Origin of the sequence: Pantoea sp. OXWO6B1 (assembly GCF_001641135.1) — a bacterium.
Taxonomy (GTDB): Bacteria; Pseudomonadota; Gammaproteobacteria; order Enterobacterales; family Enterobacteriaceae; genus Pantoea; species Pantoea allii.
In genome coordinates this window covers 1,803,930-1,816,615 of record NZ_LWLR01000001.1, presented here as the reverse complement: position 1 = coordinate 1,816,615, position 12,686 = coordinate 1,803,930, and the positions used below count along the sequence as shown (strand labels likewise).

General features: G+C 56.3%; 13 protein-coding genes. 7 read left to right on the top strand and 6 right to left on the bottom strand.

The annotated features are described in order from the left end of the window. Positions 1 to 53: 53 nt before the first annotated feature. Positions 54 to 557 (bottom strand): DUF1198 family protein, encoded by a 504-nt coding sequence (locus A6A26_RS10655; RefSeq protein WP_063878703.1) that lies wholly within the window; start codon positions 555 to 557, stop codon positions 54 to 56. 174 nt (positions 558 to 731) lie between these two features. On the opposite strand from A6A26_RS10655, the gene folD reads away from it, so the two are divergent. Both folD and ybcJ read left to right on the top strand, forming a co-directional pair. Then, a complete protein-coding gene (gene folD, locus A6A26_RS10650) occupies positions 732 to 1,598 on the top strand; it encodes a bifunctional methylenetetrahydrofolate dehydrogenase/methenyltetrahydrofolate cyclohydrolase FolD (RefSeq protein WP_063878702.1) in 867 nt (288 codons plus the stop codon). Continuing rightward, on the top strand, positions 1,598 to 1,810 hold the full coding sequence (gene ybcJ / locus A6A26_RS10645) for a ribosome-associated protein YbcJ (RefSeq protein WP_063878701.1): 213 nt from the start codon (positions 1,598 to 1,600) through the stop codon (positions 1,808 to 1,810). Before folD ends, ybcJ begins: the two co-directional genes overlap by 1 nt. Before the next feature lie 26 nt (positions 1,811 to 1,836). Here ybcJ and A6A26_RS10640 read toward each other — a convergent pair whose 3' ends face one another. Both A6A26_RS10640 and cysS read right to left on the bottom strand, forming a co-directional pair. Then, on the bottom strand, positions 1,837 to 2,943 hold the full coding sequence (locus tag A6A26_RS10640) for an AAA family ATPase (RefSeq protein ID WP_063878700.1): 1,107 nt from the start codon (positions 2,941 to 2,943) through the stop codon (positions 1,837 to 1,839). A 42-nt stretch (positions 2,944 to 2,985) separates the two neighbouring features. After that, positions 2,986 to 4,371 (bottom strand): cysteine--tRNA ligase, encoded by a 1,386-nt coding sequence (gene cysS / locus A6A26_RS10635; RefSeq protein WP_063878699.1) that lies wholly within the window; start codon positions 4,369 to 4,371, stop codon positions 2,986 to 2,988. Positions 4,372 to 4,585: 214 nt separating this feature from the next. On the opposite strand from cysS, the gene ppiB reads away from it, so the two are divergent. Next, positions 4,586 to 5,080 (top strand): peptidylprolyl isomerase B, encoded by a 495-nt coding sequence (gene ppiB / locus A6A26_RS10630; protein ID WP_063878698.1) that lies wholly within the window; start codon positions 4,586 to 4,588, stop codon positions 5,078 to 5,080. Continuing rightward, entirely contained in the window at positions 5,080 to 5,796 is a 717-nt protein-coding gene (lpxH, locus tag A6A26_RS10625) for a UDP-2,3-diacylglucosamine diphosphatase (protein WP_063878697.1), read from the top strand. Before ppiB ends, lpxH begins: the two co-directional genes overlap by 1 nt. On the opposite strand, the gene A6A26_RS10620 is transcribed toward lpxH, so the two are convergent. Next, on the bottom strand, positions 5,772 to 7,094 hold the full coding sequence (locus A6A26_RS10620; protein ID WP_063878696.1) for a DUF2254 domain-containing protein: 1,323 nt from the start codon (positions 7,092 to 7,094) through the stop codon (positions 5,772 to 5,774). The genes lpxH and A6A26_RS10620 overlap by 25 nt on opposite strands. Positions 7,095 to 7,361: 267 nt before the next feature. Between A6A26_RS10620 and purE the strand changes: the two genes are divergently transcribed. Beyond that, positions 7,362 to 7,871: a 5-(carboxyamino)imidazole ribonucleotide mutase gene (gene purE, locus A6A26_RS10615; protein ID WP_063878695.1), complete on the top strand. Its 510-nt coding sequence runs from the start codon at positions 7,362 to 7,364 to the stop codon at positions 7,869 to 7,871. Further along, the gene (gene purK, locus A6A26_RS10610) at positions 7,868 to 8,932 is read left to right on the top strand and encodes a 5-(carboxyamino)imidazole ribonucleotide synthase (protein WP_063878694.1); all 1,065 of its coding nucleotides are present in this window, start codon (positions 7,868 to 7,870) and stop codon (positions 8,930 to 8,932) included. Before purE ends, purK begins: the two co-directional genes overlap by 4 nt. Positions 8,933 to 8,974: 42 nt before the next feature. Here the strand turns inward: purK and ybbP are convergent, their stop codons facing one another. Together ybbP and ybbA are read right to left on the bottom strand one after the other, a co-directional pair. Then, complete coding sequence (ybbP, locus tag A6A26_RS10605) at positions 8,975 to 11,392, bottom strand: putative ABC transporter permease subunit YbbP (RefSeq protein WP_063878693.1); 2,418 nt, start codon at positions 11,390 to 11,392, stop codon at positions 8,975 to 8,977. Further along, the gene (gene ybbA / locus A6A26_RS10600) at positions 11,389 to 12,075 is read right to left on the bottom strand and encodes a putative ABC transporter ATP-binding protein YbbA (protein ID WP_063878692.1); all 687 of its coding nucleotides are present in this window, start codon (positions 12,073 to 12,075) and stop codon (positions 11,389 to 11,391) included. The genes ybbP and ybbA overlap by 4 nt, the downstream gene beginning before the upstream one ends. Here ybbA and tesA point away from each other — a divergent pair. After that, positions 12,043 to 12,666, top strand: coding sequence for a multifunctional acyl-CoA thioesterase I/protease I/lysophospholipase L1 (tesA, locus tag A6A26_RS10595; RefSeq protein WP_172823889.1), 624 nt, complete (start codon positions 12,043 to 12,045; stop codon positions 12,664 to 12,666). The two genes, ybbA and tesA, sit on opposite strands and share 33 nt — an antisense overlap. The last annotated feature ends 20 nt before the right edge of the window (positions 12,667 to 12,686 follow it).

The window sequence follows — 12,686 nt, the reverse complement described above, 5'->3', positions numbered from 1 at the left end:
CAACGTTTTTGCCGCGGTGGCGCGGTAAGTGCCCAGGTAATAACCAATTTCCACTAATGGCGGTCGCGCCAGGCACTGAGCGACACCAGATTACTCACCTCGGTAGTTTCCCCTTCCAGCTCAATGCCCTGCTGCGTGACGCGCGCATTATACTGCTCGCGCAGTTCGTTCAGCTCCTGGCTGTCGGGTTCGAGCTGACGCAGAAAACCCAATGCCAGTAACAGTTGCTGACGAGTGAGCGTGGCAGAAAAACCTGCGCCGGTTAACACGCTGTGCCAACGCCGGATATTTTCGTCGCTGCCATCCACAATCAGTACCTGCCAGATCAAAAGTACCGCCGCGCCATTATTTAAATGCGCTTCGTTATCGCCGGCGATGTAGTCGGTAAACTCTTTCGCCGCCTCTTTACCCATCTGCGACAACATAGATTCAATATGGACCGGCGGCAGTTGCAGCCGCTTGCTGAGCGCCTGCGCAGCATGGCGAGAACCCGCAGTCAGCAACTGAAATCCTACAACAAACACCACAGCCAGGGTGGCAATCATTAACCAAATCATCACGTCATCCAGTAAATTCCCTGTCTGGCATCATAAGCGTTAACCCGCACTTTCGTCACGGCTAAATATTGTCAACCACCCTGCAACAAGAATCTCTACCTGACAGCCGGACGCGCTTCTGACAAAATAGGTGCCATCCCCGACTTAAACTCAACACAGTGGATTTACGCTCTGATGGCAGCAAAAATTATTGACGGTAAAACGATTGCGCAGCAGGTACGGCTTGAGGTTGCAGAAAAAGTAAAGCAGCGCCTGGCCGCCGGAAAACGTGCACCGGGTCTGGCAGTCGTTCTGGTGGGTGAGAACCCTGCATCGCAGATCTACGTCGGCAGCAAACGCCGCGCCTGTGAAGAAGTGGGCTTTATCTCCCGCTCTTACGATCTGCCCGCCACCACCCGCGAAGCCGAGTTGCTGCAGCTGATCGATAAACTCAACAACGATACAGAAATTGACGGCATTCTGGTGCAACTGCCGCTCCCGGCAGGCATTGATAACGTCAAAGTGCTGGAGCGCATCACGCCCGATAAAGATGTAGACGGCTTCCATCCCTATAATGTTGGTCGCCTGTGTCAGCGCGCCCCCAAGCTGCGTCCGTGCACGCCGCGCGGCATCGTTACGCTGCTGGAACGCTACAACATTGATGCGTACGGCCTGAATGCCGTGGTCGTCGGTGCGTCGAACATCGTGGGTCGTCCAATGAGCATGGAACTGCTGTTAGCGGGCTGCACCACAACCGTGACGCACCGCTTTACCCGCGATCTGCGCCATCACGTTGAGCATGCCGATCTGCTGATCGTGGCAGTGGGTAAGCCCAACTTTATTCCGGGCGACTGGATCAAACCGGGTGCGATCGTTATCGATGTCGGTATTAATCGTCTCGAAAACGGTAAAGTCGTCGGTGATGTGAATTTTGACGCCGCCGCTGAGCGCGCCTCTTATATCACGCCCGTCCCTGGCGGCGTGGGGCCGATGACGGTAGCAACCTTAATCGAAAATACCTTACAGGCATGTGAAGAGTTTCACGATGGAGAGCAGGCATAATGGCGACTTTTTCTTTGGGTAAGTTCCCACACGTTGATCTCTGCGATCTGCTGAAACTTGAAGGCTGGGTGGAAAGCGGTGCACAGGCCAAAGTGGTGATTGGTGAAGGTGAAGTCCTGGTCGATGGGGAAGTCGAAACCCGTAAGCGCTGCAAAATTCATCAGGGGCAAACAGTTGAGTTTGCCGGGCAGCGCATCACCGTCGTTGCCTGATCGTCAGGTGCCCCGCCCGGGGCGCCTTAAAGCTGTGCTTCTCCCACTATCCGTGTTTCCCCATTAATCTGCTCAAGCTCAATGTGATTCACCTCTGCATGCTGCGCAATCAGCGCGGCCAGTCTGGGTGAATGGCTGGTGATCCACAACTGACTAAACTGACTGGCTTCGGCAATCAGTGCCGCCAGGGCCGGTAGCAGATCCTCATGCAGGCTGTTCTCGGGTTCGTTGAGCGCCATAAAGGCTGGCGGGCGCGGGCTGAGCAGCGCGACCACAAGGCACAGGAAACGCAGCGTCCCGTCAGAGAACTCGGCGCTTTCCAGCGGACGCAAAATGCCTTGTCGCCGCATCAGCATCTGGAAACGACCGTTCTGGACATCCACCTGAAATTCGGTATCAGGGAAGGCTTTAGCTATCACCTTATAAAGCAACTCGTGATGACCCCGTTCGACAATGGTTGCCCATGCCGCCGCGAGGTTAGCGCCATCGTGCGCCAGAATGGGGGCGCGCACGCCAATTTGCGGCGCACGAATCGGCGAACCGGGCCAGACGGCAAACTCATGATAGAAGCGCCACTGGCGCAGACGTTCACGCATCTGAGAAAGTTCGGGATAGCGGTGTGGCTCACCAAGTTGACCAAACAGGGACTCTTCGGGATGCAGTACCGCCGGATAGCTTACGCGCTCTCCCTCTACATTGTGTAAAAAGGCGGTCTGATTCGTGCGCTGCATAATGCAGGAAGAAGGACGTCGCTGCTGGCCACTAAGCCAGATGTGTTCTTCTTTGACCAGCGGATCGAGGTTGAACAGGCTGGTCTCAAGCTTCTGAGGAAACCCCACCGCAAGCTCAAAATCCATGTCATCCATCAGGACCGAGAGGATGAGTCGGCTGGCATCCTGACGACGAGCGCTGCGATGTAGTTCCCCTGCCCACATGACTTTTTGAATACCGCCCTCTTCTGCCAGCGCTAACGCCAGGCGACCATTGGCGGCCTCGTGCAGCAGGCGCACCGCCTTATAGAGGTTGGATTTGCCACAGCCGTTCGGTCCACTTACCACGTTCAGTTGCTGAAGCGGCAGAATCAGATCACGTACCGAACGAAAACCACGAAGGTGAATCTGTTTTATCGTCATAGACAAAAAAGGGCGATGCCTCGCCCTCTCCTGTGTTGCCTGTTATTTGCGTCGCCAGCTGGAGCCCTGGGGGCCATCTTCGACAATCACGCCAAGCGCGTTCAGCTTGTCGCGGGCCACATCGGCCTGCGCCCAGTCTTTAGCCGCGCGCGCATCAGCACGGGCTTTCACCCAGTGTTCGATTTCCGCCACTTCATCATCATTGCCCTTTGCGCTGCTTTGCAGAAACACTTCTGGCTCCTGTTGCAGAATACCCAGCACGTTGGCGATTTCACGGAGCTTAGCGGCCAACGCATTGGCTGCCGTCATGTCTTCGCTTTTCAGACGGTTCACTTCACGCGCCATGTCGAACAGCACGGAATAGGCTTCCGGGGTGTTAAAATCATCGTCCATCGCCTCGCGGAAACGGGCCTCGAAGGCTTCGCCGCCGTGGGCGACCACGTTACGATCGGTATGACGTAGCGCGGTATAAAGACGTTCCAGCGCCGCGCGTGCCTGGTTCAGGTTGTCTTCGCCATAGTTGAGTTGGCTACGATAGTGACCAGACATCAGGAAGTAGCGCACCGTTTCGGCATCGTAATGCTGCAGCACGTCGCGCACAGTAAAGAAGTTATTCAGCGACTTCGACATCTTTTCACGGTCAATCATCACCATGCCGGAGTGCATCCAGTAATTCACATACGGGCCATCGTGGGCGCAGGTGGACTGGGCGATTTCGTTTTCGTGATGCGGGAACATCAGGTCAGAGCCGCCGCCGTGAATGTCGAAATGCGCACCAAGCTGTTTGCAGTTCATGGCGGAACACTCAATGTGCCAGCCCGGACGACCCTGGCCCCAGGGCGAAGGCCATGAGGGTTCGTCCGCTTTAGACATTTTCCACAGGACGAAATCCATGGGATTACGCTTCACATCCGCCACTTCGACGCGGGCACCGGCCTGAAGCTGGTCCAGATCCTGACGCGACAGCGCACCGTAGTCCACGTCACTCAGCACATCGAACATCACGTCGCCGTTATCCGCAACATAGGCATGCCCCCGGGCAATCAGCTTTTCCACCAGTTCGACGATTTCAGGAATATGGCGCGTGGCGCGCGGCTCTAAATCCGGCGGTAAGATGCCCAGTGCATCAAAATCGCTGTGCATTTCGGCGATCATACGATTGGTCAGGGTTTCGATGCTCTCGCCGTTCTCGTTGGCGCGCTTGATAATTTTGTCATCGATGTCGGTAATATTGCGCACATAATTCACGTCATAGCCGACGTAACGCAGATAGCGCGATACCACATCAAAAGCCACAAACGTGCGCCCGTGCCCAATGTGACAGAGGTCATACACCGTGATGCCGCAGACATACATGCCGATTTTGCCAGCATGAATAGGGGTAAATTCCTCTTTTTGTCGACTCAGGGTGTTATAAATCTTCAGCATTGGGGTTTCCGTAGTAAGCGTGCGTAACGCACCGTTTTAAGTATCCTGATATTGTGCCGTATTTTTATCTGTCACGCGATGCAAAGCAAGCCAACTGCGCAGCCTGGCTGACGTATTATCGGAAATTATGATATAAGAACGTTCGAGAAAAAGGCGTGTGCACCCTAACAGCGCACCCTATGCTACTGACGACAACCTTTACAGGACGAAAAAAATGGTAACTTTCCAGACTAACCATGGCGATATCGTGATCAAGACCTTCGATGACAAAGCGCCCGCAACCGTAAAGAACTTCCTGGATTACTGCCGTGAAGGTTTCTACGACAACACCATTTTCCACCGTGTGATTAACGGCTTTATGATTCAGGGCGGCGGTTTTGAGCCTGGCATGAAGCAGAAAGCCACCAAAGAAGAGATCCGTAACGAAGCCAGCAACGGCCTGAAAAACACCAAAGGTACGCTGGCGATGGCGCGTACCTCTGCACCGCACTCTGCGACCGCACAGTTTTTCATTAACGTGGCTGACAACGACTTCCTGAACTTCCGTGACGAAAGCCTGCAGGGCTGGGGTTACTGTGTGTTTGCAGAAGTGGTTGAAGGTATGGATGTGGTTGAGAAAATCAAAGCCGTTTCAACCGGCCGCAGCGGTATGCACCAGGACGTACCAAAAGATGACGTGATCATTCAGAAAGTGACCGTCAGCGAGTAATGCCGCGCACGCTGTTTATCGCAGATCTTCATCTGTGTCAGGAAGAACCGGCGATCACCGCCGGTTTTCTGCATTTTTTACAGCGCGAAGCCCCCCACTGCGACGCGCTCTATATTCTGGGCGATCTGTTTGAAGCCTGGATCGGCGATGACGATCCTAATCCTCTGCATCAACAGGTCGCTGAAGCCCTGCGTGCCGTGCCCGTTCCACTGTATTTTATCCACGGCAACCGCGACTTCTTGATCGGCCAACGCTTTGCCCGCGCCAGTGGCATGACGCTCTTGCCTGAAGAGCGCGTGCTGACGCTTTACGGCCATCGACTACTGATTATGCACGGCGACACGCTGTGCACCGACGATGTTGGTTACCTGAAATTCCGCGCTAAAGTGCATAACCCCTGGATTCAACACCTGTTCCTGGCGCTGCCGCTGTTTATCCGCAAACGCATTGCAGAACGCATGCGCGCCAACAGTAAACAGGCCAATCAGCATAAGTCGCTGGAGATTATGGATGTGAATCAGCATGCCGTCGTGGAGGCCATGTTGCGTCAGCAGGTGCCGTTGCTGATTCATGGTCATACGCACCGCCCGGCGATTCACGATCTGTCGCTAAATGGCGAACGCGCGCAGCGTGCCGTACTGGGTGCCTGGCACAGCCGTGGATCAATGATTCAACTGGATGCCAGCGGGATTCAACTGATCGATTTCGACTTCTGACAGGGCCAATCGGTTAGCTTCTCATCCTGGAAGGGATGGGGATAGTCTGCGCCAAATTGTTCGCGCCATGTGCGCTCAATTCGTGCTCTGTCCGTCTGAATGATCTCTTCCCGCGCCAGGTATGCCATGGCTTCATGCGCATGGCGCAACGCTGCAGCCTGGTACACATCAGGCCAGGCGACAGACAACATTCCCAGCGCCTTAAGTAACCGTAACTGCACCTCTTTTATCGCCGCGCCGTCTCGCGCTACAGGTGAGAAAAAATCATCGAATAATGCGTCTACTGACAAGGGCGCGACGTGAATGGCGGGGTAGATCACCGTTGGCACCGCACATTCGCGTGCATAGCAGGAGAGTATTCTGACGGCTCGCCCGATCACATCGATGGCGGTGCCAGGGTCATTAGTCGCAGGCGACAGCGCACGCGAGGCGATTTCTGCCATCACGCACAGGCAAAAACGTGGATCCTGCGCGAAAGTGCGAGACGCGGCTATTGTCAGGGCAGACAACATCAGTTTGCGTTGTTCCGCAGACAGGGCGTGGGTGACAAACATGGCCGGGCGGGCGGGATGAACAAAAAATCCGGGTTGCGCGACCAAGTAAATATGTACAGGGCTGTCTTTAATCGCCTTATGTAGCCTGTCCATATCAATATGCTGAACATAGCCAATAGCGTCCGAATAAACAGCAAACGTGCCCGCAGGTTGACGATCGCTTTCCCGCCAGGGCCTGGCGCCGAAACAAGAGGATTGAGCACGCGCGCTAAAAACATCAAGCGCCATGCGTTCCACACGTGAGGTCGTTTCATCTACGCTGCCAAGCGAGGTGAGATGGTGAATCCAGCGCAGAAGCGTCACCAGAATTAATGCAATGACCACCAGCGTGACCGCAAACAGGATCACTCGCCCCTGTTCACCATAAGCTCCCATATTCAGTGCGATGATGCCGACCAGACTAAACAGGAATGAGCCAATAAAGGTCGCGAGAACATTTTGTGTTGTACTGTCTTCAACGACCAGTTTCGTGGCTCGCGGCGTAACATGTGTGGTTGCTGAACCAAACGCCGTTACCATCGTACTTAAGGAAAACGTGGTGACCGCCAGCATGCTGGACGCCAGAATATTCAGGATATTGTCCACCGCGTCAGCACCGACTTTTACCGAAACCGAGGGTGGAATCGCAGATTTAAAGACAATGGAGGCCAGGGCGCTGACAACTGCAGCAAGGGCAAATAAAGTTGCCCTGAACCACAGTTTCCTGCCTGTTTGTCTGAAAATCAGTTGCCAGCGTGAAATCATCCTGTTCCTCTTTGTGTCAGTTAACGTCATTTCTTGCCAACCGGGTGCAGCACGGCTCATCATGTCAGTCACCTTGCAACACTGTTAACTAAAGTTCAGCGTTTCTCGCGCGTCAACGTCAGAGAACAGAATGTCGATAAAACCCTAAAAGCACCACGTGTAATCCCGACGCAACCGTTTTCCTTGTGCGCTTCCCATGCTATTCTCTGTGCCCTTCAAAACCTGTCCGCCTGGTCAGGTGTGTTTTCATTCACAGGAGTTGACCGCATGTCGTCGAATGCCGCCCCGGCCCGCATCGCTGTTGTTATGGGTTCCAAAAGTGACTGGTCCACCATGCAGTTCGCTGCGGAAATCCTCTCCAGCCTGGACGTGCCCTTCCATGTGGAAGTGGTTTCAGCGCACCGTACCCCAGACAAGCTGTTTAGCTTTGCCGAAACGGCCGCAGATAACGGCTTTCAGGTCATTATTGCCGGTGCCGGTGGCGCGGCGCACCTGCCTGGCATGCTGGCGGCAAAAACGCTGCTGCCGGTGCTGGGCGTGCCGGTACAGAGCGCGGCACTGAGCGGCGTCGACAGCCTCTACTCTATTGTGCAAATGCCGCGCGGCATCCCGGTGGGTACGCTGGCGATTGGTAAAGCCGGTGCCGCTAATGCGGCATTGCTGGCTGCGCAGATTCTGGCGATTCATGACGACGCACTGGCGTCACGTCTGGCCAACTGGCGTCAGGCGCAGACCGATGAGGTGCTGGCTAACCCGGACCCGCGGGAGGAAGCATGAAGCCGGTTTGTGTACTGGGAAATGGTCAGCTTGGCCGCATGTTACGCCAGGCGGGCGAGCCGATGGGCATTGCTGTGCATCCGGTGGGCCTGGATGCCGATCCCGCCGCCCTGCCTATAGCAGAAAGCGTGATTACCGCCGAGATCGAACGCTGGCCGGAAACGGCACTGACGCGTGAACTGGCGTCTCATTCAGCCTTTGTGAACCGGGATATTTTCCCGCGTCTGGCCGATCGCCTGACGCAAAAACAACTGCTGGACCAGCTCAATCTGGCCACCGCGCCCTGGCAACTGCTGGCAGACAAGAGCGAATGGCCCGCCGTTTTCAGTCGTCTGGGTGAGCTGGCAATTGTTAAACGTCGCACCGGTGGCTATGACGGCCGCGGTCAGTGGCGATTACGCGCCAACGAAACAGCGACCTTACCCGACGACTGCTACGGCGAGTGCATCGTCGAGCAGGGCATTAACTTCTCAGGTGAAGTGTCGCTGGTCGGCGCGCGCGGTCACGATGGCAGCACCGTATTTTATCCCCTGACACATAATCTCCATGAAGACGGCATTCTGCGCACCAGCGTCGCCTTCCCGCAGGCGGATGCGCTACAGCAGCAACAGGCTGAAGCGATGCTGAGCGCTATCCTGCACGAGCTGAACTATGTTGGCGTGATGGCAATGGAGTGTTTTGTCACACCGCAGGGGTTGCTGATCAATGAACTGGCTCCCAGAGTGCACAACAGCGGACACTGGACGCAGAATGGCGCATCAATCAGCCAGTTTGAACTGCACCTGCGTGCGATTCTGAATCTGGCCTTACCCCAGCCGGTGGTGATTGCGCCCTCGGTGATGGTCAATCTGATTGGCACCGCCATCAATCCAGACTGGCTACAGCAGCCGCTTGTGCATTTGCACTGGTACGACAAAGCGGTGCGGGAAGGACGTAAGGTAGGTCATCTCAACCTTACCGACAGCGATCACTCCCGACTGAAAGCCGCACTGCATGCGTTGCTGCCCCTGCTGCCTGCTGAATACGCCAGCGGTCTTCACTGGGCCACAGCCAGGCTGTAAGGACGATAATCGCCGTGCGCAGCATGAGTGCGCACGGCGTTTTTATGCGGCGTCGAATTTCCTGAACAACGCGTTGCCTTTCAGCAAACGCACGCCCAGCCAGCCCCCGCACAGCGACAGTAACAACGCGCCACACAAGGGCAAAGCCAGCCACAAAGTCCAGTCGGGCTGCCACGGGAAATCAAAGATTTTACGCTGTAATCCCCATAACGCCGCTTCGGCACCCACCGCCGCTGCCACGCCGGAGACCACGCCGATCAGCGCAAACTCCCACCACAATGTCGTGCGCAACAGGCGCTTGCCGGCCCCCAGCGTGCGGTACACGACCAGTTCCTGACGGCGCTGGCGCATGCCCACCTGAATCTGAGCCATCAGCAGCAATATGCCGCAGGCGGTCACCAGCACCACCATAATTTCCAGCGCCTGACTGACCTGCGTCAGCACCTGGCCGATCTGACGCATAATGCTGCCAATATCCAGCAGGCTCAGGGCCGGAAACTCGCGGTTGAGCTGCGCCAGTAGCCTGGGGTTGTTATCCAACCGGAAGCTGGTGAGCCAGGTTAGTGGCTGGCTGTCGAGCGCGCCCGGCGGAAAGATAAAGAAGAAATTGGGCCGCAGACTTTCCCAGTCGACTTTACGCAGGCTGGTGATTTTGGCACTGAGCTGTTGCGTATCCCCCTCAAAGGTTAAGCTGTCCCCCAGCGTTACACCGAGCCGATCCGCCAGGTCGACCTCCATCGATACTTCGCCCGCTTTCGGCGGCCAGCTGCCCGCCACCAGCGGATTATGCTGTGGGATAGCCGCCAGCGAGGTCAGGTTCAGCTCGCGGTTGAGCGCATTATCCCGTTCGGGATCGGCCGCTTTGCCATTTAGTTCGCTGAGGCGCATGCGGGCAATCGGATAAAAGGTTTCCGGTTTCACCTGATGCGCCTGCAGGAAGTCACGTACCTGCGGCACCTGATCGGCCGTCATATTGAGCAGGAAAAAGTTTGGGCTGTCGGCGGGCAACTGCTGTTGCCAGCGATCCAGCAGATCGCCACGCATCACCAGCAACAGCGCCAGCAGCATAAACGACAGGGAAAACGCGGCCAACTGGCTCAGCGTCATGGCGGGCTGTCGCAGCAGGCGATTAATTGCCAACCGCAGCGCCAGACTTCGCACCGTCAGACGGCGCAGAAGCAGTAACGTGCCCCAGCCAAGCAGCGCCAGCAGGCCCGCCAGTATCACCACCCCCGCCAGCAGCGCCCACAGCATTTTACTGCCGCCGACCAGCGCAGCCAGTAGCGCCACCACCACGGCCCCCATCGCTGGTAAATATATTTTCAGCGGCCAGACGGTGGCAACGGCATCACGCCGTAATACGCGTAAAGGCTGAGTCGCCAGCAACAGGCGGTAAGGACGTAATCCCACCAGCAGGGAAATCACAAACAGCGATCCGACGGCCCACACCCACGGCCACAGGCTGGCATCAGGTAAGGATGCTGGCAGAACGGGTTTGAGCATCGCCATCAACAGGGCTTCGACCGCCAGTCCCACCGCGCCGCCCGCCACGGCTGCCAGCAGTAATACCGCCAGCCACTGACCGATAATCAGCTTTTGCAACACGCCGCGCGTGGCGCCCAGGGTTTTCAGCACCGCCACCAGATCATACCGGCTACGGCAATAATGACTCATCGCCACCGCCACAGCCGCAATCGCCAGCATCAGCGTTAACAACGCCGACAACAGTAAAAACTGCTGCGCGCGCTGCATCGAACGCCCCAACGCATCTTCGGAATTCTCGATACTGATCCAGCGTTGGCCGGTTTTAATTTGTGGCGTTATCCAGCGATCGTAATTTTCCAGCTGCTGCGGGTTACCAGAAAACTTATAGCGCCAGGTAATACGGCTGCCGGGCTGGATCGCCCCGGTCTTATCGGCATCGGCCAGGTTAATCAGTAAACGCGGTGCCATCTCAAACGGATTGAAACCGCCATCCGGCTCCTGAATCACCTCTCCGGCAATGCGCAGCGTCGTGTCGCCGACATCAAGTTGATCGCCCACTTTCAGATTGAGCAGCGCCATTAAGCGCGGGGCGGCCAGCGCAGTGCCGGGCTGGGGCTTTACGCCTGGCGGACGGGTTTGCAATTCACCAAACATCGGATAGTGGTTATCCACGGCCTTCACCGACGCCAGCTGCGGCGTCTGGTCAGCAAACGTCATGGTCATAAAACTCAGCTGACGGCTGACCGATAATCCCGTTTCCTGCGCTTTCGCCAGCCAGTCAGGCGGGGCCGCCGTGCTGGTACGCAGGGTACGATCGCCCGCCATAAAGTCGCGGCTCTGCTGACTCAGCCCCTTTTCCATGCGGTCGCTGATCGATCCCAGCGCCAGCACGCAGGCCACTGCCAGCGTTAGCGCCAGCCAGACGATTAACAATGAGGGCGAACGCCACTCACGCCAGAACCAGCGCCAGATCATTGCGCCTCCCACAGTTTACCGTCACGCAGACGCAAGCGCCGGTTGCAGCGCGCCGCCAGCTGCTCGTCATGGGTAACCAGAATTAACGTCGTGGCAAAATCGCGGTTCAGGGAAAACAGCAGGTCGACAATACGATCGCCGGTTTTACGATCCAGATTCCCCGTGGGTTCATCGGCAAACAGCAGGCCTGGACGACCGCTGAATGCCCGGGCAAGCGCGACGCGTTGCTGTTCGCCACCGGATAACTGTGCAGGCAGATGCTGCAAACGCTCGCCAAGGCCTAACTGTGTGAGCAACTCTCGAGCCTGGTCGCGGCTCTGACGGTCGCTCTCACCGCGCAGCAGCGCAGGCAACTGAACGTTTTCCAGCGCATTTAACGTCGGCACCAGCATAAAAGACTGGAACACAAATCCCACCTGCTGCGCTCGTAAGGCTGCCCGCTGCTCTTCATTCATTTTATGCAACGGCTGGCCTAGCAGATGCACCTCGCCGTCGCTGCCGTCATCCAGACCGGCCAGAATACCTAACAGCGTGGATTTACCCGATCCCGACTCGCCAATCAGGGCGATTGTTTCAGCTGGTTTGACAACTAACTCAACTCCGGTAAGGATGGTTAACTGATGCTCTCCCTGACCCACGGACTTAGTAAGATGATGAACTTCAAGAATGTTTTCCGCTGGCATTATCCTTTCCTGTTATTGTGCTGTCTGTTGGTGTCCCGTCTTGCTGCGGCCGATACGTTGCTGGTACTGGGTGACAGCCTGAGCGCAGGCTATCAGATGTCGGCCAGTAAGGCCTGGCCCAGCCTGCTCGATAAAACCTGGCAGCAGCAGCCCAGAGTGATTAATGCCAGTATTAGCGGCGATACCGCCGCACAAGGACTGGCGCGCTTACCTGCCCTATTAAAACAGCATCAACCGCAGTGGGTGTTAATCGAATTGGGCGGTAACGACGGCTTACGTGGCTTTCCCCCGAAGGATATTGCACAAACGTTAGGTACAGTCATTGAGCAGGTCAAAGCCGCCAGGGCTAAACCGATTCTGATGCAGATCCGTTTACCGGCTAACTATGGCCGTCGCTATACGGATGCGTTCAGCGCGATTTATCCGCAACTGGCGAAACAGCATGACATTCCTTTACTGCCCTTTTTTATGGAGCAGGTTTATTTAAAACCCGAATGGATGCAGCAGGATGGTATTCATCCCAATCCTGATGCCCAACCCTTTATCGCCGGACTGATGGCGAAAGAACTGACCCCATTAGTTAAGCAGTAGTTGTGCAAAAAAGGTAACAC